21 protein-coding genes are annotated in these 24,088 nt (G+C 66.1%); 16 read left to right on the top strand and 5 right to left on the bottom strand.

Translation table 11 applies throughout. From position 1 onward, the window contains the following. The first annotated feature begins 41 nt into the window (after positions 1–41). The 7 genes from hflK to HWX03_RS09880 all read left to right on the top strand — a co-directional run bounded on the left by hflK (position 42) and on the right by HWX03_RS09880 (position 8,045). Entirely contained in the window at positions 42–1,388 is a 1,347-nt protein-coding gene (gene hflK / locus HWX03_RS09850; protein ID WP_175819717.1) for an FtsH protease activity modulator HflK, read from the top strand. Between the two features lie 15 nt (positions 1,389–1,403). Next, positions 1,404–2,303, top strand: a complete 900-nt coding sequence (locus tag HWX03_RS09855) for a protease modulator HflC (protein ID WP_175871100.1) — start codon at positions 1,404–1,406, stop codon at positions 2,301–2,303. A 36-nt stretch (positions 2,304–2,339) separates the two neighbouring features. Beyond that, complete coding sequence (locus HWX03_RS09860; protein WP_006478685.1) at positions 2,340–2,531, top strand: DUF2065 domain-containing protein; 192 nt, start codon at positions 2,340–2,342, stop codon at positions 2,529–2,531. Between the two features lie 113 nt (positions 2,532–2,644). Continuing rightward, complete coding sequence (locus HWX03_RS09865) at positions 2,645–3,793, top strand: ATP phosphoribosyltransferase regulatory subunit (protein WP_006496416.1); 1,149 nt, start codon at positions 2,645–2,647, stop codon at positions 3,791–3,793. A gap of 113 nt (positions 3,794–3,906) precedes the next feature. Next, complete coding sequence (locus tag HWX03_RS09870; protein WP_027784575.1) at positions 3,907–5,253, top strand: adenylosuccinate synthase; 1,347 nt, start codon at positions 3,907–3,909, stop codon at positions 5,251–5,253. Between the two features lie 7 nt (positions 5,254–5,260). After that, entirely contained in the window at positions 5,261–5,857 is a 597-nt protein-coding gene (locus tag HWX03_RS09875; protein WP_006478688.1) for a phosphoribosyltransferase, read from the top strand. Positions 5,858–6,131: 274 nt separating this feature from the next. After that, positions 6,132–8,045, top strand: coding sequence for a potassium transporter Kup (locus tag HWX03_RS09880; protein WP_175871101.1), 1,914 nt, complete (start codon positions 6,132–6,134; stop codon positions 8,043–8,045). A 113-nt stretch (positions 8,046–8,158) separates the two neighbouring features. On the opposite strand, the gene HWX03_RS09885 is transcribed toward HWX03_RS09880, so the two are convergent. Beyond that, positions 8,159–10,486, bottom strand: a complete 2,328-nt coding sequence (locus tag HWX03_RS09885) for a Tex family protein (protein WP_175871102.1) — start codon at positions 10,484–10,486, stop codon at positions 8,159–8,161. A gap of 155 nt (positions 10,487–10,641) precedes the next feature. Between HWX03_RS09885 and HWX03_RS09890 the strand changes: the two genes are divergently transcribed. From HWX03_RS09890 to HWX03_RS09900, 3 genes are all read left to right on the top strand, one after another. Beyond that, positions 10,642–11,394 (top strand): hypothetical protein, encoded by a 753-nt coding sequence (locus tag HWX03_RS09890; protein ID WP_175871103.1) that lies wholly within the window; start codon positions 10,642–10,644, stop codon positions 11,392–11,394. Between the two features lie 76 nt (positions 11,395–11,470). After that, a complete protein-coding gene (locus tag HWX03_RS09895) occupies positions 11,471–11,686 on the top strand; it encodes a YdcH family protein (protein WP_006478692.1) in 216 nt (71 codons plus the stop codon). Positions 11,687–11,741: 55 nt separating this feature from the next. Further along, positions 11,742–13,991, top strand: a complete 2,250-nt coding sequence (locus tag HWX03_RS09900) for an ATP-dependent DNA helicase (protein WP_175871104.1) — start codon at positions 11,742–11,744, stop codon at positions 13,989–13,991. A 122-nt stretch (positions 13,992–14,113) separates the two neighbouring features. On the opposite strand, the gene HWX03_RS09905 is transcribed toward HWX03_RS09900, so the two are convergent. Beyond that, entirely contained in the window at positions 14,114–14,938 is an 825-nt protein-coding gene (locus HWX03_RS09905) for an outer membrane protein assembly factor BamD (RefSeq protein ID WP_039360216.1), read from the bottom strand. 41 nt (positions 14,939–14,979) lie between these two features. On the opposite strand from HWX03_RS09905, the gene HWX03_RS09910 reads away from it, so the two are divergent. The 6 genes from HWX03_RS09910 (at position 14,980) to phaR (ending at position 22,100) form a co-directional block, all read left to right on the top strand. After that, positions 14,980–16,188 carry an RluA family pseudouridine synthase gene (locus HWX03_RS09910; RefSeq protein ID WP_175871105.1) on the top strand — a complete coding sequence of 403 codons (1,209 nt, stop codon included), beginning with the start codon at positions 14,980–14,982 and terminating at the stop codon, positions 16,186–16,188. A 6-nt stretch (positions 16,189–16,194) separates the two neighbouring features. Then, the gene (gene pgeF, locus HWX03_RS09915; protein WP_175871106.1) at positions 16,195–17,034 is read left to right on the top strand and encodes a peptidoglycan editing factor PgeF; all 840 of its coding nucleotides are present in this window, start codon (positions 16,195–16,197) and stop codon (positions 17,032–17,034) included. Positions 17,035–17,393: 359 nt separating this feature from the next. Further along, positions 17,394–19,256, top strand: a complete 1,863-nt coding sequence (gene phaC / locus HWX03_RS09920; protein WP_175871107.1) for a class I poly(R)-hydroxyalkanoic acid synthase — start codon at positions 17,394–17,396, stop codon at positions 19,254–19,256. A 100-nt stretch (positions 19,257–19,356) separates the two neighbouring features. Then, the gene (locus tag HWX03_RS09925; RefSeq protein ID WP_175871108.1) at positions 19,357–20,538 is read left to right on the top strand and encodes an acetyl-CoA C-acetyltransferase; all 1,182 of its coding nucleotides are present in this window, start codon (positions 19,357–19,359) and stop codon (positions 20,536–20,538) included. Between the two features lie 135 nt (positions 20,539–20,673). Beyond that, positions 20,674–21,414 (top strand): 3-ketoacyl-ACP reductase, encoded by a 741-nt coding sequence (locus HWX03_RS09930; protein ID WP_027784565.1) that lies wholly within the window; start codon positions 20,674–20,676, stop codon positions 21,412–21,414. Positions 21,415–21,533: 119 nt separating this feature from the next. Continuing rightward, on the top strand, positions 21,534–22,100 hold the full coding sequence (gene phaR / locus HWX03_RS09935) for a polyhydroxyalkanoate synthesis repressor PhaR (RefSeq protein ID WP_174390890.1): 567 nt from the start codon (positions 21,534–21,536) through the stop codon (positions 22,098–22,100). Between the two features lie 266 nt (positions 22,101–22,366). Here the strand turns inward: phaR and HWX03_RS09940 are convergent, their stop codons facing one another. From HWX03_RS09940 to HWX03_RS09950, 3 genes are all read right to left on the bottom strand, one after another. Then, positions 22,367–22,642: a hypothetical protein gene (locus HWX03_RS09940; RefSeq protein ID WP_175819728.1), complete on the bottom strand. Its 276-nt coding sequence runs from the start codon at positions 22,640–22,642 to the stop codon at positions 22,367–22,369. A gap of 304 nt (positions 22,643–22,946) precedes the next feature. Continuing rightward, complete coding sequence (locus HWX03_RS09945; RefSeq protein ID WP_175871109.1) at positions 22,947–23,273, bottom strand: hypothetical protein; 327 nt, start codon at positions 23,271–23,273, stop codon at positions 22,947–22,949. Between the two features lie 406 nt (positions 23,274–23,679). After that, positions 23,680–23,934, bottom strand: a complete 255-nt coding sequence (locus tag HWX03_RS09950) for a hypothetical protein (RefSeq protein ID WP_175871151.1) — start codon at positions 23,932–23,934, stop codon at positions 23,680–23,682. Between the last annotated feature and the right edge of the window lie 154 nt (positions 23,935–24,088).

The following is a 24,088-nucleotide window of genomic DNA, read 5'->3' on the forward strand; positions in this document are numbered from 1 at the left end:
CCGGCCGGTTCGCCGGCGTCCAATCTGGTGAACAAACTCTGGTGAACGAATACAACGAGCGGAGTACCTGGCGGCGGATGCGCGCCTTGCTGTCGATCAACGATCCCCGCTGGGGACGCGGCGAAGGCAATGGCAAGGACGGATCCCGCCCCCGTGCGAATGAATCGAAGCGTCCGCAAGGCGGCGACGGCGACGGTCCGCCCGATCTCGACGAGATGTGGCGCAACTTCAACCGGCGCCTGAGCGGCCTGTTCGGCGGCAAGGGCGGCAACGGCTTCCGTCCCGACAACGGCCGGGCCGCACGGGTCGGCGTCGGCATCGTGATCGGCGTGCTGGTCGCGGTTTATGCGGGCAGCGGGCTGTTCGTCGTGCAGGAAGGCCAGACGGGTGTCGTGCTGCAGCTCGGCAAGGTGTCGGGCACGGTCGGCCAGGGCGTGCATTGGCGCGCGCCGTATCCGTTCGCGTCGCACGAGATCGTCGACACGTCGCAGGTCCGCTCGATCGAGATCGGCCGCAACAACGTCGTGCGCCTCGCGAACGTGAAGGAAGCCGCGATGCTGACGCGCGATGCCGACATCGTCGACGTGCGCTTCATCGTCCAGTACCGGATCCGTTCCGCCACCGATTACCTGTTCCGCAGCGTCGATCCCGAGCGCAGCGTGTCGCAGGCCGCGCAGGCCGCGGTGCGCGCGATCGTCGGCACGCGCAGCGCGGCCGACATGCTGAACCAGGATCGCGACGCGCTGCGCGAGCAGCTGTCCACCGCGATCCAGCGCGATCTCGACCGCTACCAGTCGGGGCTCGAGGTGACGGCCGTCACGATGCAGAGCGTCGCGGCGCCCGAGCAGACCCAGGCCGCATACGCCGAAGTCGCGAAGGCGCGCGACGAGCGCGAGGCCGCGAAGCGCGCCGCGCAGGCGTATGCGAGCGACCTGCTGCCGAAGGCGCAGGGCGATGCGGCGAAGCTCGTCGACGAAGCGAAGGCGTATGCCGATCGCGTGGTCACGGAAGCCGAGGGCGACGCGGACCGCTTCAAGCAGGTCTACGCGCAGTATTCGAAGGCGCCGGCGGTCATCCGCGAGCGGATGTACCTCGAGACGATGCAGGCAATCTATTCGAACGCGACGAAGGTGTTCGTCGGCAACAAGGGCGGCAATAGCGTCGTGTACCTGCCGCTCGACAAGCTCGTCGAGCAGGGGCGGCAAAACGCCGCGACGTCGACCGGCGCGTCCGCCGCCGATGCAGCGTCGGCACCGGCGGCTACGGCGCCGTCGGCGGCCGCTGCCGCGCCGGCGAGTGCCGCACCGGCCGCCACCGCGTCGGGTGTCGACGTGCTGCGCTCGCGCGAAGCGTTTCGCAGCCGGTCGCGTGAAGACGATACGAAGTAACGGAGAGCGCAGAACATGAACCGAATCATTGCGCTCGTCGTCGCAATCGTGATCGTTGCCTTCGCGGCATCGTCGACGGTCCTTACCGTCGATCCGCGCCATGCGGCCGTGCTGTCGGGTCGCGACGGTACGCAGCCGGAACTCGCGGGCCCCGGCGTCCATTTCAAGCTGCCGCCGCCGCTGCAGACGGCCACGCTGATCGACACGCGCCTGCAGTCGCTCGAGTCGTCCGATCCGCTGCAACTGGCAACCGAAGACAAGCACGACCTGCTCGTCGCGTACGCGGTGAAGTACCGGATCAGCGATCCGATGAAATATTTCACCGCGACGGGCGGCGACCCGGCGGCGGCGACCGAACGGCTGTCCGGCGCGTTGAAGAGCGCGCTCGGCGACGCATTCGGCAAGCGCGCGCTCGACGATGCCCTCGGCGGTCAGCGCGCGATCGCCGAGGCGGCGCGCGATGCGGCGAAGGCGAAAGCGTCCGGTTTCGGCGTCGACGTGGTCGACGTCCAGCTGACGCGTGTCGACCTGCCGGCCGCGCAGACGGACGTCGTCTATCAACGGATGATCGGTGCGTTGCGCGATCAGGCGGCCCAGGTGCGTGCGCAAGGCGCGGCCGACGTCGATCAGATCAAGGCCGACGCCGAACGCGAGCAGCAGGCCGTGCTCGCGAACGCGTACAAGTCCGCGCAGACGATCAAGGGCGAGGGCGACGCGAAGGCCGCGACGATCGCCGCCGATGCGTTCGGCCGCGATCCGCAGTTCTATCAGTTCTACGCGAGCCTGCAGGCCTACCGGAATACGTTCAAGCGCAACGACATCATCGTCGTCGATCCCGACAGCGAGTTCTTCCGCTTCATGCGCAGCCCGACGGGCGGTGCCGCACCGGCGGCGCCTGCTTCCCGCAAACATTGACCTTGGGGCGCCGCGTCGAGCGGCGCCGTCGTTCGCATGGACCTGGCTGGCTCGTTGTTGCTCGCAGTAGCGCTGATGCTGATCATCGAGGGGGCGTTCCCCTTCGTGTTTCCCGTCGCCTGGCGCGACACGTTTCGTAGAATAGCCGAGCGGCCGCCGCATCATATCCGGATCGGCGGGCTGATCGTGATGGTGCTCGGGCTCGTGCTGCTGCTGCTCGCGACCTGACCGGCGCCCCGATCCGGACGGCGCATCCGCCGTTCGTTCCGCCCGATTTCGAAGTTCCGATTCAACTCGCGGCGCGCGTGTCGCGTGCCGTTTCCCGTCGTAGGACCGTACCGATGTCGACCTGGTTACTTCCCGAGAATATCGCCGACGTACTGCCGTCGGAAGCGCGCAAGATCGAGGAGCTGCGCCGCAGGCTGCTCGACCGCTTCCGTTCGTACGGCTACGAAATGGTGATGCCGCCGTTGCTCGAGTATCTCGAGTCGCTGCTGACGAGCGGCGGCGCCGATCTGCGCCTGCGCACCTTCAAGCTGGTCGACCAGCTGTCGGGCCGCACGCTTGGCCTGCGCGCGGACATCACGCCGCAGGTCGCGCGGATCGACGCGCACCTGTTGAACCGTCAGGGCGTGACGCGCCTCTGCTACGCGGGCCACGTGATGCATACGCGTCCGCGCGGCCTGCACGCGACGCGCGAGCAGATCCAGATCGGCGCCGAAATCTACGGCCACGCCGGGCTCGAAGCCGATCTCGAGATCCAGCAACTGATGCTCGACGCGCTGCATCTCGCGGGCCTGTCGCGCATCCGTCTGGACCTCGGTCACGCGGGCGTGCTCGCGGCGCTGCTGGCGCGCGACGCGCAGGCCGCCGAGCGCGGCGAGTCGCTGTACGACGCGCTGTCGGGCAAGGACGTGCCGCTGCTGAACGAACTCACCGACGATCTCGGCGCCGATACGCGCGCCGCGCTGCGCGCGCTGCCGAATCTCTACGGCGACGCGAGCGTGCTCGCCGAGGCGCGCACGCGCCTGCCGGTGCTGCCCGAAATCACGCGGGCGCTCGACGATCTCGCGCAGCTTGCGTCGCAGGCGAAGGGCGTCGAAGTCGCGATCGATCTCGCCGACCTGCGCGGCTACGCGTATCACAGCGGCGCGATGTTCAGTGCGTACATCGACGGCGTGCCGAACGCGATCGCCCGCGGCGGCCGTTACGACCACGTGGGGCAGGCCTATGGCCGGGCCCGTCCGGCGACCGGCTTCTCGCTCGACCTGCGCGAGCTCGCGCGGATTTCGCCGGTCGAGGCGCGTGGCACCGCGATCCTCGCGCCGTGGGCGCAGGACGACGCGCTGGGCGCGGCGGTCGCGGCGCTGCGCGATGCGGGCGAGGTCGTGATCCAGGCGCTGCCGGGCCACGACCACGTGCTCGACGAGTTTGCGTGCGATCGTTCGCTCGTCGAGCGCAACGGCGCATGGGTGGTCGAACCCCGATAAACAGGTGTTCGCGGGCCGTGCTTCGGCGTGCATATCGTTGAAGCGAAACGGAAAAATTCGGAATCGCCCGCGAACATAGGTAGAATACGTTTTTAACCAGCTAACGAATCAACATGTCTGCCAGCGCAGTGAACGTGACTCCCGGGCGCAATGTCGTCGTCGTGGGAACGCAATGGGGTGATGAAGGCAAGGGCAAGATCGTCGACTGGCTGACGGACCACGCTCAGGGCGTCGTGCGTTTCCAGGGCGGTCACAACGCCGGCCACACCCTCATCATCGGCGGCAAGAAAACGATCTTGCGCCTCATTCCGTCGGGCATCATGCGTGAAGGCGTCGCCTGCTACATCGGCAACGGCGTCGTCCTGTCCCCCGAAGCACTGTTCAAGGAAATCGGCGAGCTCGAAGAAGCCGGCGTGAACGTGCGCGACCGTCTGTTCATCTCCGAAGCCGCGACGCTGATCCTGCCGTACCACATCGCGATCGACCAGGCGCGCGAAGCGCGCAAGGGCGCGGGCAAGATCGGCACGACGGGCCGCGGCATCGGCCCCGCGTACGAAGACAAGGTCGGCCGCCGCGCGCTGCGCGTGCAGGACCTGTTCGACGCGAAGACCTTCGCCGATCGCCTGCGCGAAAATCTCGATTTCCACAATTTCGTGCTGACCCAGTATCTGGGCGGCGCGGCCGTCGATTTCCAGGCCACGCTCGACACGATGCTCGGCTATGCCGACCGCCTGAAGCCGATGGTGGCCGACGTGTCGCGCCGCCTGTACGACGCGAACAACGCGGGCCAGAACCTGCTGTTCGAAGGCGCGCAAGGCACGCTGCTCGACATCGACCACGGCACCTATCCGTTCGTCACGTCGAGCAACTGCGTCGCAGGTGCGGCGTCGGCCGGCGCGGGCGTCGGTCCGCAGAAACTCAACTACATCCTCGGCATCACGAAGGCGTATTGCACGCGCGTCGGCTCGGGCCCGTTCCCGAGCGAGCTGTACGATGCGGACAACCCGCAGCGTCAGGACCAGATCGGCGTCACGCTCGCGAACGTCGGCAAGGAATTCGGTTCGGTCACCGGCCGTCCGCGCCGCACCGGCTGGCTCGATGCGGCTGCACTGCGCCGCTCGATCCAGATCAACGGCGTGTCGGGCCTGTGCATGACGAAGCTCGACGTGCTCGACGGCCTCGACGAAGTCAAGCTGTGCGTCGGCTACCACGTCGACGGCAAGGACGTGGACATCCTGCCGCGCGGCGCGGTCGATGTCGCGCGTTGCGAACCGGTGTACGAGACGTTCGCCGGCTGGAAGGAAAGCACCGTCGGGATCAATACGTGGGACGCGCTGCCGGCGAACGCGCAGGCATACCTGGCCCGCGTCCAGGAAGTGGCTGGCGTGCCGGTCGACATGGTGTCGACGGGCCCGGACCGCGACGAAACGATCCTGCTCCGCCATCCGTTCAAGGTGTAATTTTCAGATGACGCAGCAAATCACGATGACGGCGGCAGACTTGATGACCGATCCGCGCAACGACGACAAGAACCTGTGGGTAGGCTGGGACGAGTATCACCGTCTGATCGAGCTGCTCGCGCTCCAGGTGCATGCGTCGGGCTGGAAGTTCGACCAGATCCTGTGCCTCGCGCGCGGCGGCCTGCGCGTCGGCGATCAACTGTCGCGCATCTATGACGTGCCGCTCGCGATTCTCGCGACGAGTTCGTACCGGGAAGCGGCCGGCACCGAGCAGGGCGAGCTCGACATCGCGCAGTACATCACGATGACGCGCGGCCATCTCGCGGGCAACGTGCTGCTGGTTGACGACCTCGTCGATTCGGGCGTCACGCTCGCGCGCGTGCAGGAGCACCTGAAGGAGCGCTATCCGGCGGTCACGGCCGTGCGTTCGGCCGTGCTCTGGTACAAGGGGTGCTCGAAGGTCAAGCCCGACTATCACACGCAGTTCCTGCCGACGAATCCGTGGATTCATCAGCCGTTCGAGGAGTGGGACACGGTTCGTCCGCACAACCTCGAGGCGTGGATCAAGCGCGGTCGCGCGCAGCGCGACGGTTCGGGCGCGTAAGCGGCCGGCCGATCGAAGGAAAGCCTTGCACGGCGCCGCTTGCGGCGCCGTTTTTCGTTGGCGCGCGCGTTGCGCCACGCGGCGCGCGTTGCGGACCCGATAGGCAGGCGGCGCGGCCCCGGCTATGATGGCAGCCCTGCCACAGCTTGCGCGGGATTGCATGCGCAGCGTGGGCTCACGTGGTGTCAGGGCAACAGGGCAGGACGGTATTTCAGGGGGGCGCGAGTAGAATAGCGCTCGTTTTGTCCGACCGGACCCGATTATTACGCTTCATATGAACGACACGACTCAGGCGACCGACGCAGCCCACGCGCATTCGACGCACCAACATTCGATGCGCTCGCTCGCGATAGCGGCCATCGGCGTCGTGTTCGGCGACATCGGCACGAGCCCGCTGTATGCGCTGAAGGAGGCGTTCAGCCCCGCACACGGCATTCCGCTGACCGAAGCCTCGATTCTCGGTGTGATCTCGCTGCTGTTCTGGGCGATCATCCTGGTGGTCGGCGTCAAGTACCTGCTGTTCGTGATGCGGGCCGACAACAACGGCGAAGGCGGCGTGCTCGCGCTGATGGCGCTGTCGCTGCGGCCACTCGATTCCAAAACCCGTGTCGCGGGCGCGCTGATGGCGCTCGGGATATTCGGCGCGTGCATGTTCTACGGGGACGCGGTGATCACGCCCGCGATCTCGGTGATGTCGGCCGTCGAAGGTCTCGAGATCGCGACGCCGCACCTGTCCCATCTCGTGCTGCCGATCACGATCGTGATCCTGATCGCGCTGTTCTGGATCCAGCGGCACGGTACCGCGCTGGTCGGCAAGCTGTTCGGCCCGATCATGGTGCTGTGGTTCGTCGTGATCGCGGCGCTCGGCGTGTACCACATCGTTCGCGTGCCGGGCATCATCGCGGCAATCAATCCGTATTACGCGGCGTCGTTCATGGCCGACCACCTGCTGCAGGCCTACGTCGTGCTCGGCTCGGTCGTGCTGGTGCTGACCGGCGCGGAAGCGCTCTACGCGGACATGGGCCACTTCGGTGCAAAGCCGATCCGGTTGGCCGCGTACGGGCTCGTGATGCCGTCGCTCGTGCTGAACTACTTCGGCCAGGGTGCATTGCTGATCCAGAATCCGAAAGCGATCGAAAACCCGTTCTTCCTGCTGGCGCCCGAATGGGGGCTGCTGCCGCTCGTCGTGCTGTCGACGGTCGCGACCGTGATCGCGTCGCAGGCCGTGATCTCGGGCGCGTATTCGCTGACGTCGCAGGCGATCCAGCTCGGCTACGTGCCGCGCATGAAGGTGCTGCATACGTCCGAGCTCGCGATCGGGCAGATCTATGTGCCGGTCGTGAACTGGCTGCTGCTGGCCGTGATCCTCTGTATCGTCGTCGGCTTCAAGAGCTCGGACAACCTCGCGGCCGCGTACGGCATCGCGGTGACGGCGACGATGGTGATCACGACCGTGCTCGCGTGCGTCGTGATGGTGAAGGTGTGGAACTGGAACCGGCTGCTGGTCGGCGCGATCATCGCGGTGTTCCTCGCGATCGACCTCGGCTTTTTCGGCGCGAACCTGCTGAAGGTCGCGCAGGGCGGCTGGCTGCCGCTCGGCATCGGCGCGCTGCTGTTCTTCCTGCTGATGACCTGGTACAAGGGGCGTCACATCGTCAAGGAGCGCACGGCGGCCGACGGTATTCCGCTCGAGCCGTTCCTGCAGGGGCTGCTCGCGCATCCGCCGCACCGCGTGTCGGGCACCGCGATCTACCTGACCGGCAACGACAAGCTCGTGCCCGTCAGCCTGCTGCACAACCTGAAGCACAACAAGGTGCTGCACGAGCGGACCATTTTCCTGACGTTCGTCACGCGCGATATCCCGTATGTGCGCGACGACAAGCGTCTGACGGCGCGGGATGCGGGCGGCGGCCTGTACATCGCCAAGGCCGAGTACGGTTTCAACGAGACGCCGGACGTGAAGGCCGTGCTCGAGGAATTCGGCCGCACGCACGACATGACGTTCGAGCTGATGGACACGTCGTTCTTCCTCGCGCGCGAAACGGTCGTGCCGACGCATCTGCCGGGCATGTCGATCTGGCGCGAGCGCGTGTTCGCGTGGATGCATCAGAACGCGGCGAAGCCGACCGATTTCTTTTCGATTCCGGCGAACCGCGTCGTCGAGCTCGGCACCAAGATCGAGATCTGACCGGCGCGGTGGGGCCGCGCATGCGGCCCATGCCGATCAGGCTGCGCGCTTCGCCAACGCAATAAAAAACCCGCCTTTCGGCGGGTTTTTTGTGCGTCGACGCCTGCGACTGCTCAGCGCTTCAGCTTCGCGAATGCCGCGGCCATCGCGCCGGCCGGTTCCGGCTCGCGCGAACGCTGCGGGCGGGCCGCGCCGCGTCCCGTGTTGCCGCGATCCTGGCCGCCGCCGCGCGACGACATGCCGGGCGCTGCCGCGTCGTCGTCGAGGCGCATCGTCAGCGCAATGCGCTGGCGCTTCACGTCGACGTCGATCACCTTCACCTTGACGACCTGGCCGGCCTTCACGACTTCATGCGGGTCCTTGATGAACTTCGTCGACATCGCGGACACGTGGACGAGCCCGTCCTGGTGCACGCCGATATCCACGAACGCGCCGAATGCGGCAACGTTCGTCACGACGCCTTCGAGCGTCATGCCCGGTACGAGATCCGAGACCTTCTCGACGCCTTCGCGGAACGTGGCCGTCTTGAATTCCGGGCGCGGATCGCGGCCCGGCTTTTCCAGTTCGGTCAGGATGTCGCGCACGGTCGGCAGGCCGAAACGTTCGTCAACAAATTCCGTCGGCGACAGGCCCGACAGCGCTTCGCGGTTGCCGAGCACGTCGTCGATGCGCTTGTTGATCTTCGCGAGCATCCGTTCGACGACCGGATACGCTTCCGGGTGCACCGACGAGCGGTCGAGCGGGTTCTCGCCGCCGTTGATGCGCAGGAAGCCGGCGGCCTGTTCGAAGGTCTTGTCGCCGAGGCGCGGCACCTTGCGCAGGTGCTCGCGCGACGGGAACGGGCCGTTCGCGTCGCGATAGTCGACGATGTTGCGCGCGAGCGTCGCGTTCAGGCCCGACACACGGGCGAGCAGCGGGGCCGACGCGGTGTTCGCGTCGACGCCGACCGCGTTCACGCAATCCTCGACGACCGCGTCGAGCGAGCGGGCGAGTTCGCGCTGGTTCACGTCGTGCTGGTACTGGCCGACGCCGATCGCCTTCGGCTCGATCTTCACGAGCTCGGCGAGCGGGTCCTGCAGGCGGCGGGCGATCGACACGGCGCCGCGCAGCGACACGTCGAGTTCCGGGAATTCCTTCGCGGCGAGCTCGGACGCCGAGTAGACCGACGCGCCGGCTTCCGACACGACGATTTTCTGCAGGCGCAGCTCCGGGTGTTTCGCGATCAGTTCGCTCGCGAGCTTGTCGGTTTCGCGCGACGCGGTGCCGTTGCCGATGCTGATCAGCTCGGCCTGCGTCTGCGCGGCGATGCGCGCGAGTTTCGCGATCGAGCCGTCCCAGTCGCGACGTGGCTCGTGCGGGTAGATCGTGTCGGTGGCGAGCACCTTGCCGGTGCGGTCGACGACCGCGACCTTCACGCCGGTGCGCAGGCCGGGGTCGAGGCCGATCACGGCCTTCGGGCCGGCCGGCGCGGCCAGCAGCAGGTCGTTCAGGTTGCGCGCGAACACGCGGATCGCTTCGGTTTCGGCCGTTTCGCGCAGTTGCGTGAGCAGTTCGTTTTCGATGTGCGGCTGCACCTTCACGCGCCAGCACCAGCGGCAGACGTCGGACAGCCATTTGTCGGCCGGACGATTCTGGTTCGCGATGCCGAAATGGCGCGCGATCATCGCCTCGCCGGGATGCGGCACCTGCGCGTCGAGTTCTTCGCCGAGGCCGAGCTTGACCGTCAGCACGCCCGCGTTGCGGCCGCGGAACAGCGCGAGCGCGCGGTGCGACGGCACGGTCTTGATCGTTTCCGCGTAGTCGTAATAGTCGCGGAATTTCTCGCCTTCCTCGTTTTCCTTGCCCTCGACGACGGCCGACGACACGACGCCCTGGTTGTGCAGGTAGTCGCGCAGCTTGCCGAGCAGCTCCGCCGTCTCGCCGAACTGTTCGGACAGGATGTCGCGCGCGCCGTCGAGCGCGGCCTTCACGTCGGCGACGCCCTTGTCGGCGTCGACATACGCGGCCGCTTCGGCCTGCGGGTCGAGCAGCGGGTTCGCGAGGAGCGCCTGCGCGAGCGGCTCGAGGCCGGCCTCGCGGGCAATCTGCGCACGCGTGCGGCGCTTCGGCTTGTACGGCAGATAAAGGTCTTCGAGCACCTGCTTGCTGTCGGCCGCATCGATCGCGGCACGCAGTTCGTCGGTCAGCTTGCCCTGTTCGTCGATGCTCGACAGGATCGTGGCGCGGCGATCCTCGAGCTCGCGCAGGTACAGGAGGCGTTCCTCGAGCTGGCGCAGCTGCGTGTCGTCCAGGTTGCCGGTCACTTCCTTGCGGTACCGGGCAATGAACGGAACGGTCGAGCCTTCGTCGAGGAGTTGCACGGCCGCCGCGACCTGGCGCGGCTGGACGGACAGTTCGGTGGCGATGCGCTGTACGATCTTGAGTGCTACGGTTTCCGTCATGTCGTGGATGGTCTGTCTGCCTGCTGGAATCGCGGCGCGGGCCGGCAGGCCCGAAGCGGCGGGCTGCCCGGCGGGCCAGAGGCCGCGGGTGAATGAAGCGGGGCATTTTGCCATAAATGGCGGAGCGTCCAGCCGGGGGTGATAGAATTTGACACATGTCCCGCAGCTTTCCTACGACGTTGCCAACTTCCCGCATTTCTCTCGTCGCGCTCGGCGCAGCGCTCGCCGCGGCTTTGTCTGCCGGGCCTTCCGGCGCATTCGCGCAGGCCTCTGGCGCCAGCGCGCCGGACACCGTCACGTCCGCGCCCGTTGCCGCCTCCGCCGCCCCGGATTTCGACGCCCGTCAAAAAGTGCTCAATCAACGCTCCGCGGAAAACGATTATCGTTATGCGGTGGCGGAGCACGATTGCTACAGCAAGTTCTTCGTCAACCACTGTCTCGGCAAGGCGCGCGACCAGATGCGCGAGGAGCGGGCGAGCATTCGCCAGGAGCAGCTCGCGCTCAGCGACGAGCAGCGCGCGGTGCGCGCGCAGCAGCGCGACCAGCAACAGGCGCTGAAGCAGGCCCAGAACGCGTCGGAAGCGCCGCAGCGGGCGGCGAACGACGCGGCGAACGCGGCTGCATTCCGCGACAAGCAGGAGCAGAATGCACTGAAGCAGGCGCAGCGCGGCGCGGAAGGGCCGCAACGCGCGGCGAGCAAGCAGGCATACGACCAGAAGCAGGCGGATTTCCAGCGCAAGCTCGACCAGGCGCACCAGCAGGCGGCGCAGAAGGCGCAGGAGCGGGCGGACAACGCCACGCGCTACGAGCAGAAGCAGAAGGAAGCCGCGCAGCACAAGGCCGATATCGAGCGGCGTCAGCAGGAAGCGGCCCAGAAGGCCAAGCAGCAGCAACAGCAGGGGCAGTAACGTGTTGAATTGATCGGGATCAGTCTCGGGCGCGTCGGCACGCCAGCCGTCGCGCTGCTTCGATGAGGAGGCAGGTATGCAAAACCGTCACACGGAACAGCAGCAGGAATTGCACAACCGTTTGGCTGCATTGCAGGAGCAGCACCAGCAGCTCGCTCGGGAGATCGAGCTGAAGGAAGGGCACTCCGACATCGACGACATCACGCTGCACCGGCTGAAGAAGGAAAAGCTGGCGGCCAAGGACAAAATCATTTTGCTGCAATCGCAGCTCGAACCGGATAAGCGCGCCTGAGCGCGGCCTGGCAAGCGCCGGCGCCGCTCGGGCGCTGGACACAGGAACGCTTGCCTTGAATTCACCGCTTGAAGCCACCCCCGATGCCCGGCGTGATACGACGTCCGCCGGGCGCGTTCGTGCGCCCGAAGGCACCTTCGAGCTGAGCCGCAAGCGCGTCGACGAACTCGACACGATCTTCGGCGAAGGCGGGTTGCTGGCGCGCGCGCTCGATGGTTACCGGCCGCGTACGTCGCAGATCGAGATGGCGCGCGCGGTCGCGTCCGCGATGGAAGCATCCGCACGCCGGATGCCCGAGCCCGAGATCTTCGAAACCCGCAAGCGGCCGGCGCGCCGCCTCGGCGACGGCGACCAGGCGGCCGGGCCGGCCGCGGACGACGCCGTGGTAACCGAATCCGACAGCGACGCAGGCGACAACACGCTGATCGTCGAGGCCGGCACGGGTACCGGCAAGACCTACGCGTATCTCGTGCCTGCCATGTTGTGGGGCGGCAAGGTGATCGTGTCGACCGGCACGAAGCACCTGCAGGACCAACTGTTCCAGCGCGACATCCCGACCGTGCGCAACGCGCTCGCGGTGCCGGTGACGGTTGCGATGCTCAAGGGGCGCTCGAACTACCTGTGCCATTACTACCTGCAACGCACGGCCGACAACGGCCGCCTGCCGTCGCGGCAGGATACCGCGTATCTGCAGGAAATCGTCCGCTTCGTGAAGCTCACGAAGAGCGGCGACAAGGCCGAACTCGCAAGCGTGCCTGAAAACGCGCCCGTGTGGTCGATGGTCACGTCGACGCGCGACAACTGCCTCGGCCAGGAATGCCCGCACTACAAGGAATGCTTCGTGATGCAGGCGCGGCGCGAGGCCCAGCAGGCCGACGTCGTCGTCGTCAACCATCACCTGTTCTTCGCGGACATCATGCTGCGCGACACGGGGATGGCCGAACTGCTGCCGAACGCGAACACGATCATCTTCGACGAAGCGCACCAGTTGCCGGAGACGGCGACGCTGTTCTTCGGCGAGACGCTGTCGACGACGCAGATCCTCGAACTCGCGCGCGACACGGTCGCCGAAGGCCTGAGCCATGCGCGCGACGCGGTCGAGTGGGTGAAGCTCGGCGGCGATCTCGAGCGCGCGGCGCGCGACTTGCGTCTCGCGTTCGCGAACGACCAGATCGTGCGCATGTCGCTCGCGCAGCTCGGCGACGATCACCCGATGTTCGGTGCGCTCGATGCGCTCGACGCTGCGCTCGATGCGCTCGCATCGGCGCTCGCGAGCCAGGCCGAGCGCGCGGAATCGCTCGGCGCGTGCCTGCGGCGCGCCCGCGAGCTGCAGGACCTGCTGGCCGGCTGGGTCGCGCCCGGCGCGGCGGAGGCAGCCGCGAAGGCCGACGCGGCAGCAGCCGGCGACAAGGCGGCGTCCGACGGCGATCCGAACGAGAAGGTGCGCTGGGTGGAGGTGTTCGCGCATACCGTCCAGCTGCACGAAACGCCGCTGTCGGTCGCGCCGATCTTCGCGAAGCAGCGTGCGGGCGTGCCGCGTGCATGGGTGTTCACGTCGGCCACGCTGTCGGTGCGCGGGGATTTCACGCACTACGCGGCGCAGATGGGCCTCAGCTCGCGTCGTTCGATGACGCTCGCCAGCCCGTTCGATTACCAGTCGCAGGGGCTGCTGTACGTGCCGCGCAACCTGCCGCAGCCGTCTTCGCCGGCATTTACCGACGCCGTCTTCGATGCCGCGCTGCCGGCGATCGAGGCATCCGGCGGCGGCGTGTTCATGCTGTGCACGACGCTGCGCGCGGTCGACCGGATCGCGTCGAAGCTGCGCGACGTGATCGAATCGCGCGGCTGGAACACGCCGCTGCTCGTGCAGGGCGACGCGAGCCGCACCGAGCTGCTCGACCGCTTCCGCGCGTACGGCAATGCGATCCTGGTCGGCAGCCAGAGTTTCTGGGAAGGCGTGGACGTGCGCGGCGATGCGTTGTCGCTGGTCGTGATCGACAAGCTGCCGTTCGCGCCGCCGGACGATCCGGTGCTGGCCGCGCGGCTCGATGCGCTGACGAAGAAGGGGCTGAGCCCGTTCGCCGTGCATCAGTTGCCGCAGGCCGTGATCACGCTGAAGCAGGGCGCGGGCCGGTTGATTCGTGCGGAGACGGATCGCGGCGTGCTGATGATCTGCGACACGCGGCTCGTCGACAAGCCGTACGGGCGCCGGATCTGGCAAAGCCTGCCGCCGTTCAAGCGCACGCGCGAGATCGCGGTCGTGCAGGATTTCTTCGACGAGCGCCGCTCCGACAAGGGCGCGTGACCGCACGCGCGGCGCTTGCCGCGCGAACGCCCCGGCGCCGCCCGAATGCGGCGCCCGTAAAAAACCCGGCTCGATGGCCGGGTTTTTTTGTGTGCGCAACGGTTGTTACATCGCGCAGTGCGTCAGAACTGCCACCACGACTTCTTCGAACCGGGTCGCGAATGGCCCGTCACGTACGGGCTGTCGGGGAACGTGCCCGCGAGCACGCGCTTCGTGTCCTCGGCGAGTTCCGGCTGGTTCAGCTTGCCGTACGACAGGATCATGATGTGCAGCGCATCCTCGATCGCCGGCGCGCCCTTGTAGTCCTTGATCGCGAGCTGGGCGCGGTTGATCGCCGCGACATACGCGCCACGGCGATAGTAGTAGTCGGCCGCGTGCACTTCGTGCGATGCGAGCGCGTTGACGATGTAGCGCATCCGTGCGGCCGCATCGGGCGCGTACTTGCTCTTCGGGAAGCGATCGACGACGACCTTGAACGCATCGTACGATTCGCGCAGCGCCTGCGGATCGCGTTCGCTCATGTCCTGGCCGGAGAAGCGCCCGAACAGGCCGAGATCGTCGTTGAAGTGGATCATCCCCTTCAGGTAGTACGCGTACGGGATATCCGGATGATCGGGGTGGAGCTGGATGAAGCGATCGACGGCCTGGTCGGCGGCTGCCGCTTCGTTGTCCTTCCAGTTGCAGTATGCAACGTTGATCTGTGCCTGTTGCGCGAAATGGCCGAACGGATCGCGGCCTTGCAGCGATTCGAAATATTTCGCGCACTTGCCCCAGTCGCCGCCGGACAGTGCGTCCTGGGCCTCTGAGTATAATTTGTTGTTCGACCAGGTAGCCGTCTCGTCCTGCTTCTGCGGCAAGCCGTGGCAGCCGGCGATGAGGGCCGCGGCCGCTACCGCCGCAGCCCGGGCGGCGACGGTTCTGGCCGTGCGTTTGGTCGAATTCATCATGCTCGCATGTCCTAGCTTCAAGTCTCGGTGACCCAGTCTAAATGACCCGTTCAAGTTCGCAGAATGCCCAGCCGGGCACACCAAATCGCGAAGATTATAGCCCAAGCGATCGGCCCGCCGACGCTGCGTCGGGGGATTCCCTCGATGACGATCTGGCCGGCGACGCGATGCAGCCGCCCGTGGTGCCGTCCGCGGTGCCCGACGACGCCCCGCGCATCGTCGAAGTGCCGCTGTCGCTCGCGGGCGAACGCCTCGACAAGGCGCTCGCCCAACTGTTCCCCGAATTCTCGCGCAGCCGCCTGCAGAGCTGGATCGAGGCGCAGCGCGTGCTCGTCGACGGCGCGCCGGCGAAGATCCGCCAGCCGGTGCCGCTCGGCGCGAAGATCGAGCTCGTGCCCGATCTGCTGCCCGAGCAGCTCGCGTTCACGCCGGAGCCCGTGCCGCTCGACGTGATCTACGAGGACGACGCGCTCGTCGTCATCAACAAGCCGGCCGGCCTCGTCGTGCATCCGGCCGCCGGCAACTGGAGCGGCACGATCCTCAACGGCCTACTGCATCGCTATGGCGACGCGGCGGCCGGCTTGCCGCGCGCGGGGATCGTCCATCGGCTCGACAAGGAAACTTCCGGCCTGATGGTGGTCGCCCGCACGCTGGCCGCGCAGACCGACCTCGTGCGCCAGCTGCAGGCCCGCACGGTGAAGCGTCGCTATTTCGCGCTGGTGTGGGGCACGATGCCCGAGGAGGGCACGATCGATGCGCCGATCGGCCGCGACCCGCGCGAGCGCACGCGCATGGCCGTGGTCACGGGCGCGTCGGGCAAGCCCGCGCGCACGCATTTCCGCACGGTTGACACATGCCTGTGGCAACGTCAGCCGGTTTCGGCGATTCAGTGCGATCTCGAAACCGGCCGCACGCACCAGATCCGCGTGCATTGCGCGCACGCCGGGCATCCGCTGCTCGGCGATCCGGTCTACGGGCGGGCGCGCGGCAAGCGCTCGGTCGCGCCGCTGCCGGACGGGTTCGCCCGGCAGGCGCTGCATGCGTGGCGGCTCGGCCTCGTGCATCCGGTCACGGGCAAGGCGATGCAGTGGCGCTGCCCGCTGCCGGACGACATGAACGCACTGGTCGCGGCGCTCGGCTTCGGGCAGGGCGACGAGGAATTCGACGACGACGACGGTGTCTACGATGATGACGATTTCGGCGGCGAGTATCACGACGACGAGCCGTACCCGGACGATGAGGAGGAGTGAGTGCCGATGACGAACCTGGCGCCGTTGACGTGGCAGGACTGCGTACAGCCCGACTGGCGGGTGTCGCCGCGCGTGCGCGCGCTGATCACCACGCGCGACGGCGGTGTGAGCGAAGGCCCGTACGGGCGCTGGCAGGACGGTACGGCGCTGCCGGGCGGGATGAATCTCGGCCTGCATACCGGTGACGATCCCGACCATGTCGCCGTCAATCGCGCGCGCGTGCTTGCCCTCGCTGGCCAGTCGAGCGCCGCATGGCTCGAGCAGGTTCACGGCGCGCAGATCGTGCGGGCGGACGCGGTGATCGCCGCGGCGCCTGCCGCCACGGCGCCGGTGCAGGCCGACGCGAGCGTCACGGATCAGGCCGGCGCCGTCTGCGTGGTGATGGTGGCCGATTGCCTGCCCGTGCTGCTGTGCGACGCGCAGGGCCGCGCGGTCGGCGCCGCGCATGCGGGCTGGCGCGGCCTCGCGGCCGGCATCGTCGAGCAGACGGCCGCGCGCGTCGCGGCGCTCGCGGGCGGCGCGACGGACACGCTGCATGCCTATCTCGGGCCGGCGATCGGCCCGCGGGCGTTCGAGGTCGGCGCCGACGTGCGCGATGCGTTTCTCGACACGGCTCCGCAGTCGGAGCATGATGAAACCCGTCATGCGTTCGTCGCGATCGACGGCGCGCCCGGCAAGTTTCTTGCCGATCTCTACGCGCTCGCGCGCCTGCGACTCGCGCGTGCGGGTGTGGCGCACGTGAGCGGCGGGACGGCCTGTACGGTCGCCGAACGCGCGCGCTTCTATTCGTATCGGCGCGACCGTGTGACGGGCCGCATGGCCGCGGCAATCTGGCTGGCCGATTGATCGCATGCGTATGCGCGCCGGCTTTGTTGCGCCGCGAAATCGGTTATCTCGATATTGAGGCGGTAATGCGGCGTTGCATGCGCGACTGAATGAAAAATCCCGACGTCAAGTCAAGCAAAATGTTTTATGTTTCGCCGGAACCCTTGCCCCGTCTGTCGTGCGCGGATTATCTTCGTGCAGAAATGTTCAGTGGTTTGACCGGGCGCTTCACATGGGGAAAACGATAATGATAAAAATACCGCACTGCGGCAGAATCTGGAGACGCCTCTCCAGAGCATGACGGCCCGGCTCGCAGCCGGCACGCCGCGCGCGAGCAGGATTTCACGATTGACGCTCACGAATCACCGGTAAGGCAGGTAATGACAGCATCGAAAAATTCGTCGACGTCCGCGCATGCGGGCACTTCCGCGGGCAGCACCGGATTCGATCCGGCCGCCCAGCCGATGCAGCAGATGTTCGAGTCGTGGTTGAACGCATGGCGCGGTTTTGCCGATCCGGCGCGCACCGCGACGGCATCGGCCTCCGTCAACCCGTTCGCGACATTCCAGTTCCCGACGTCGTTTCCGTTCCAGATGCCGGCGATGCCTGACCTCGGCGCGATGGCGTCGCCGTTCGCGGGGCTGAAGCTGCCGGTTGCCGCGATTCCGCCCGAACGGCTCCAGGCATTGCAGGCCGACTACGCGCGCGACTGCATGACGCTGATGCAGCAGGCGGCCGCCGCGAAGCTCGAGTCGCCGGAGTTGAAAGACCGCCGCTTCAGCGGCGACGCGTGGAAGGCGTCCCCCGCGCATGCCTTCGCGGCCGCCTGGTATCTGCTCAACGCGCGCTATCTGCAGGAGCTGGCCGACGCGCTTCAGACCGATCCGAAGACGCGCGAGCGCATCCGTTTCACGGTCCAGCAATGGACGGCCGCCGCCGCGCCGAGCAACTTCCTCGCACTCAATCCCGACGCCCAGAAATCGATCCTCGAAACGCAGGGCGAAAGCCTGCGGCAGGGGATGATGAACCTGCTCGGCGACCTGCAGCGCGGCAAGATTTCGCAGACCGACGAATCGCAGTTCGTGGTCGGCAAGAACCTCGGGTGTACCGCAGGTGCGGTCGTGTACGAGAACGACCTGATCCAGCTGATCCAGTACACGCCGAAGACGGACAAGGTGTTCGAGCGGCCGCTGCTGATCGTCCCGCCGTGCATCAACAAGTTCTACATCCTCGACCTGCAACCCGAGAATTCGCTCGTCGCGCACGCGCTGTCGAACGGCCATCAGGTGTTCCTCGTGTCGTGGCGCAACGCGGATGCATCGGTCGCGCACAAGACGTGGGACGACTACATGAACGAAGGGCTGCTCGCAGCGATCGACGCGGTGCAGCAGGTCAGTGGCCGCGAGCAGATCAACACGCTCGGCTTCTGCGTCGGCGGCACGATGCTCGCGACCGCGCTCGCGGTGCTCGCCGCGCGCGGCGAACATCCGGCCGCGTCGATGACGCTGCTCACCGCGATGCTCGACTTCACCGATACGGGCATCCTCGACGTGTTCGTCGACGAGGCGCACGTGCAGATGCGCGAGCAGACCATCGGCGGCAAGAACGGTACGCAACCGGGGCTGATGCACGGCGTCGAGTTCGCGAACACGTTCTCGTTCCTGCGGCCGAACGATCTCGTGTGGAACTACGTCGTCGACAACTACCTGAAGGGCCGCACGCCCGCGCCGTTCGACCTGCTCTACTGGAACAGCGATTCGACGAGCCTGCCGGGCCCGATGTACGCGTGGTACCTGCGCCATACCTATCTCGAAAACAAGCTGCGCGAACCGGGTGCGCTGACCGTGTGCGGCGAATCGGTCGACCTGTCGCTGATCGACGTGCCGACCTTCATCTACGGTTCGCGCGAGGATCACATCGTGCCGTGGCAGACGGCCTATGCATCGACGTCGATCCTGTCGGGCCCGCTGAAGTTCGTGCTCGGCGCGTCGGGGCACATCGCAGGCGTGATCAACCCGCCGGCGAAGAAGAAGCGCAGCTACTGGGTCAACGACGACCTGCCCGAATCCGCGGACGACTGGTTCGCCGCGGCGACCGAGCAGCCGGGAAGCTGGTGGACGACGTGGGTCGAGTGGCTCGACGCGTACGGCGGCCGCAAGGTCGCGCCGCCGGCCCAGCCGGGTTCCGCGCAATTCCCGGTGATCGAGCCGGCGCCCGGGCGCTACGTGTTGCAGCGCGATTGACGAAAACCGGACAGCGGCGCACGCTGTCCGGTGCACCGCAGTTTTTTTTAACAGGGCCGGTAACGATGCGCCGTGTCGTGCGGGCCTGGAGGAAAGGGAAATGACGGATGTAGTGATCGTATCGGCCGCGCGGACCGCGGTCGGCAAATTCGGCGGCTCGCTGGCGAAGATTGCGGCGCCCGAACTGGGCGCGACGGTGATCCGCGCAGTGCTGGAGCGTGCGGGCGTGAAGCCCGACCAAGTCAGCGAAGTGATCATGGGCCAGGTGCTGACGGCCGGCTCCGGGCAGAACCCGGCGCGGCAGTCGCTGATCAAGGCGGGGCTGCCGAGCGCCGTGCCGGGGATGACGATCAACAAGGTGTGCGGCTCGGGCCTGAAGGCCGTGATGCTGGCGGCGAACGCGATCGTCGCGGGCGACGCGGAGATCGTGATCGCGGGCGGCCAGGAGAACATGAGCGCATCGCCGCACGTGCTGCCGGGCTCGCGCGACGGGTTCCGGATGGGTGACGCGAAGCTGGTCGACACGATGATCGTCGACGGCCTGTGGGACGTGTACAACCAGTACCACATGGGCATCACGGCGGAGAACGTCGCGAAGGAATACGGGATCACGCGCGAAGAGCAGGACGCGTTCGCGGCGCTGTCGCAGAACAAGGCGGAAGCCGCGCAGAAGGCCGGGCGCTTCGACGACGAGATCGTGCCGGTGTCGATCCCGCAACGCAAGGGCGAGCCGCTGCAGTTCGCGACCGACGAGTTCGTGCGTCACGGCGTGACGGCGGAGTCGCTCGCCGGGCTGAAGCCGGCGTTCTCGAAGGACGGCTCGGTGACGGCGGCGAACGCGTCGGGGCTGAACGACGGCGCGGCGGCGGTGCTGGTGATGTCGGCGCAGAAGGCGGCAGCCTTGGGCCTGACGCCGCTCGCGCGGATCAAGGCATACGCGAACGCGGGCGTGGATCCGAGCGTGATGGGCATGGGCCCGGTGCCGGCCTCGCGCCGGGCGCTGGAGCGCGCAGGCTGGACGCCGGGCGACCTGGACCTGATGGAAATCAACGAAGCGTTCGCGGCGCAGGCGCTGGCGGTGCACAAGCAGATGGGCTGGGACACGTCGAAGGTGAACGTGAACGGCGGGGCGATCGCGATCGGCCACCCGATCGGCGCGTCGGGCTGCCGGATCCTGGTGACGCTGCTGCACGAGATGATCAAGCGCGATGCGAAGCGCGGGCTGGCGTCGCTGTGCATCGGCGGCGGGATGGGTGTCGCGCTCGCGGTCGAGCGTCCGTGACCGGCCGTCCGTCACCGGCCGTTCGCCACCGGCGAACCGAATCCGTGCGCCGGCCGATTGCGGCTTCGGCCGGCGTCACGTGAAGTCAGAGGGGGCTTCAGGCAGCTCTCGAAACCAAAAAATGGAGTGAGATTTATGTCTCAGCGAATTGCGTACGTAACGGGCGGGATGGGCGGCATCGGCACCAGCATCTGCCAGCGCCTGTCGAAAGACGGCTTCAAGGTGGTCGCAGGTTGTGGCCCGAACTCGCCGCGCCGGGTGAAATGGCTCGAGGAGCAGAAGGCGCTCGGGTACGACTTCATCGCGTCGGAAGGCAACGTCGGCGACTGGGACTCGACCAAGGAAGCGTTCGACAAGGTCAAGGCCGAAGTCGGCGAGATCGACGTGCTGGTCAACAACGCGGGCATCACGCGCGACGTCGTGTTTCGCAAGATGACGCACGAAGACTGGACCGCCGTGATCGACACCAACCTGACGAGCCTGTTCAATGTGACGAAGCAGGTGATCGACGGGATGGTCGAACGTGGCTGGGGCCGCATCATCAACATTTCGTCGGTGAACGGCCAGAAGGGGCAATTCGGCCAGACGAACTACTCGACCGCGAAGGCCGGCATTCACGGCTTCACGATGTCGCTCGCGCAGGAAGTCGCGACGAAGGGCGTGACGGTCAACACCGTGTCGCCGGGCTACATCGGCACCGACATGGTCAAGGCGATCCGCCCCGACGTGCTCGAGAAGATCGTTGCGACGATCCCGGTGCGGCGTCTCGGCGGCCCCGAGGAGATCGGTTCGATCGTCGCGTGGCTCGCGTCGAACGATTCGGGCTTCGCGACGGGCGCCGACTTCTCGCTGAACGGCGGCCTGCACATGGGCTGAGCGTCCGCGCTGCGCGGGCCGGATGGCCGCGCAGCCGGGCGTTTTCCGAAGGCCCCCGCCTCCCGGATTCGGGCGGCGGGGATTCGTCACTTGCGCTACGCTGCACTCAAAGGCGTTACATGACTACTACAAAGAAAACGGCCGAACGGCTCATCAAGAAGTATCCGAACCGCCGGCTCTACGATACCGAGACAAGCACGTACATTACGCTTACCGACGTGAAGCAGCTCGTGCTGGAGCAGGAGGATTTCAAGGTCGTCGATGCGAAATCCAATGAAGACCTGACGCGCAGCATCCTCCTGCAGATCATCCTCGAAGAGGAAAGCGGTGGCGTGCCGATGTTCTCGTCGTCGATGCTGTCGCAGATCATCCGTTTCTACGGTCATGCGATGCAGGGCATGATGGGCACGTACCTGGAAAAGAACATCCAGGCGTTCATCGACATCCAGAACAAGCTCACGGATCAGTCGAAGAACCTGTACGAAGGCAACGCGATGAATCCGGAAGTCTGGTCGCAGTTCATGAACATGCAGGCGCCGATGATGCAAGGGATGATGACGAGCTACATCGAGCAGTCGAAGAACATGTTCGTGCAGATGCAGGAACAGATGCAGAACCAGGCGAAGTCGATGTTCAACACGTTCCCGTTCAAGCAGCCGGGCGCGTCGGAGCCGGAGAAGAAGTAAGCGGAGATCCGGCGTGGACGCGCAAAGTGTCGCGCCGGCATCGTGCGGGACGGCCCGTTCGGGACGGCCCGTTCGGGACGGCAACGGGCCGCGTCGCGGAACGATTGTCCGCACGGAGACATTGCCCGCGAGTGCATGGGCGTTGTCGTGCTGTAGCGCATCAGTGCAAATTAAAACGCACAAGGCCGACCGGCAAAGCCCGGTCGGCCGAATATCAGATAAAGCGCTGATTGTAAAAGATGCCGATGGCCGGAGTTTCAGTCGGCTTATCGAACCGCGAAGCGGCTTGCCGCCGATCCGTTTGCGCAGTTATTTCCGTAAATAAAGATATTTCTATTTTCGGAGAATGCCGAATAGATAATCGGAAAAACTTCCTTGGCACTGAACGAGTAAATGCCATCGTTGATGGATACGAGGAGATTGCCGCTCGTATCGGTTTCGATCTTGTCGATCTTGCCTGCCTTGCAAAGCGATTCCGCGGAGGCGTACGAGGATGCAGCAAGTATCATGGCCGAAACGAGGGTGGCCGCGAGTTTTTTCATGGTCTTTCCTTGGTGAATGAGTGGATTACTTGGGTTGTGATGCGGGTCATGCACGGTTCAGCGTTGGCTGGCTGAATAGGTGTCGATGTCTGATCGATGTGGAATATATCGGAGATTAATCGGGTGTTGAGTGAGGGTGGCGGATTTGGCAATGATTTTTTGAGGATTGTTGAGCGTTTTAAATTATTCTTGTGGATTGTGTGTTGTGAGGTCAAATAAGGGCCGAGGGTGATTGGGTGGTTGCGGCAAAATAAATTTATCGATGATTTTTGGTTGTGGTTTGGTTTGTGGATTTTTTATTTGCTCAGCCGGATTTTTTGAATAATGGTCTCCGGTATTGAGGCTGGCAGCCGATGCTGCAAAGGGGCATATTCATGTCGCCCGGCAACGGATGGTTGAGCACCTCAACCTCGATCAGTCGGGGTTGACGGTTCATCGACAAACCTGATGCCACCGACGAAGTGCGCAAGGCCATCGACGAGCGTGCCGCCGTGCTGGCCGATCGGTCGGGCAAAGGGCTGATTGCGCTGGCGCGGGCCGAGCGCCAGCGCTCGCGAAATATGCGGGCGGCCCGTTGGCGGGCTTCGAGGCGAACTGCGATTTCATTCCGGGCGATGCGCGGGGCGTACACGTTTCGTATGCGTGTTTCGGTGCGCTACACGTGCAGCATCGTGCACGTAGCTGCAGCCAGAGCGAGGATTGGGCCACCGGTGCGGTTTGTCAGTATCGCGCGGTGAGTGCGGCCGATGGTGGGAAGATTCGCCCGGTGGCGTTCTGCGAGGCGCTGGCGCAGGCATGCGATAACGGGGGCGCGCAGGCTGCCTGCGCGCGGGGACGGTCGATAGCGATAGTCACGCGCCTACGCCGACAACCGGCCGGCCATAACTCGATGCGGCGCTGTGGCTGATCGGCGATGGCGACGATGCGGTCTGGTTCAACCGGTGCCTGACGGCAGCGACGTATCCGAAGTGAGCATCGGATCGAGTACGGGCCTGCTTCGGTGGACTTTTTGCGATTTCGTCACGGGATTGGATGCGTCACGACTCCGGATCGAATTCGTGTTCGCCATCCGACGGCGGTAGATCGAGAACGAGCTTGACCGCGCTGTAGTTGGCCTTGAGCGAAAACACGCGGCCGATCACGAGAAACGTCTGCCGGGAATTCTCGATCTCGACGAAGTCGCCGGGCTGCGGCACGTGGGCACCCTGGTCGTAGGAAAAGCTCGTGCTGGTTTGCTCACCGATGGCTTCTGCCGCGTGCTCGGTGAATTCGATCGTGATGTGGGTGGTCATGCGAGCCCCGTTGAGTGGATGGAAGAGAGCGATGGCTTCGATTTTCGCATAGCGGCGGCGCGCTTCCGCAGCGATTGTTGCGCGACCGCGGTTGCCGATCGTGCTTGCCTGCCGGTCCACGCATATGCGATCGCAACGACCCGGCCGAAGCCGG

The sequence above is a fragment of the Burkholderia sp. BCC0397 genome (genome assembly GCF_902832865.1).
In the GTDB taxonomy this organism is placed as follows: domain Bacteria; phylum Pseudomonadota; class Gammaproteobacteria; order Burkholderiales; family Burkholderiaceae; genus Burkholderia.

Coding starts and splice junctions, on each gene's coding strand:
- HWX03_RS09910 (WP_175871105.1), top strand. CDS start 14,980: ATGACCCGTTCAAGTTCGCAGAATGCCCAGCCGGGCACACCAAATCGC.
- phaC (WP_175871107.1), top strand. CDS start 17,394: ATGACAGCATCGAAAAATTCGTCGACGTCCGCGCATGCGGGCACTTCC.
- HWX03_RS09855 (WP_175871100.1), top strand. CDS start 1,404: ATGAACCGAATCATTGCGCTCGTCGTCGCAATCGTGATCGTTGCCTTC.
- phaR (WP_174390890.1), top strand. CDS start 21,534: ATGACTACTACAAAGAAAACGGCCGAACGGCTCATCAAGAAGTATCCG.
- HWX03_RS09895 (WP_006478692.1), top strand. CDS start 11,471: ATGCAAAACCGTCACACGGAACAGCAGCAGGAATTGCACAACCGTTTG.
- pgeF (WP_175871106.1), top strand. CDS start 16,195: ATGACGAACCTGGCGCCGTTGACGTGGCAGGACTGCGTACAGCCCGAC.
- HWX03_RS09870 (WP_027784575.1), top strand. CDS start 3,907: ATGTCTGCCAGCGCAGTGAACGTGACTCCCGGGCGCAATGTCGTCGTC.
- HWX03_RS09875 (WP_006478688.1), top strand. CDS start 5,261: ATGACGCAGCAAATCACGATGACGGCGGCAGACTTGATGACCGATCCG.
- HWX03_RS09950 (WP_175871151.1), bottom strand. CDS start 23,934: ATGACCACCCACATCACGATCGAATTCACCGAGCACGCGGCAGAAGCC.
- HWX03_RS09905 (WP_039360216.1), bottom strand. CDS start 14,938: ATGATGAATTCGACCAAACGCACGGCCAGAACCGTCGCCGCCCGGGCT.
- HWX03_RS09940 (WP_175819728.1), bottom strand. CDS start 22,642: ATGAAAAAACTCGCGGCCACCCTCGTTTCGGCCATGATACTTGCTGCA.
- HWX03_RS09890 (WP_175871103.1), top strand. CDS start 10,642: ATGTCCCGCAGCTTTCCTACGACGTTGCCAACTTCCCGCATTTCTCTC.
- HWX03_RS09880 (WP_175871101.1), top strand. CDS start 6,132: ATGAACGACACGACTCAGGCGACCGACGCAGCCCACGCGCATTCGACG.
- HWX03_RS09885 (WP_175871102.1), bottom strand. CDS start 10,486: ATGACGGAAACCGTAGCACTCAAGATCGTACAGCGCATCGCCACCGAA.
- HWX03_RS09930 (WP_027784565.1), top strand. CDS start 20,674: ATGTCTCAGCGAATTGCGTACGTAACGGGCGGGATGGGCGGCATCGGC.
- HWX03_RS09925 (WP_175871108.1), top strand. CDS start 19,357: ATGACGGATGTAGTGATCGTATCGGCCGCGCGGACCGCGGTCGGCAAA.
- HWX03_RS09860 (WP_006478685.1), top strand. CDS start 2,340: ATGGACCTGGCTGGCTCGTTGTTGCTCGCAGTAGCGCTGATGCTGATC.
- HWX03_RS09865 (WP_006496416.1), top strand. CDS start 2,645: ATGTCGACCTGGTTACTTCCCGAGAATATCGCCGACGTACTGCCGTCG.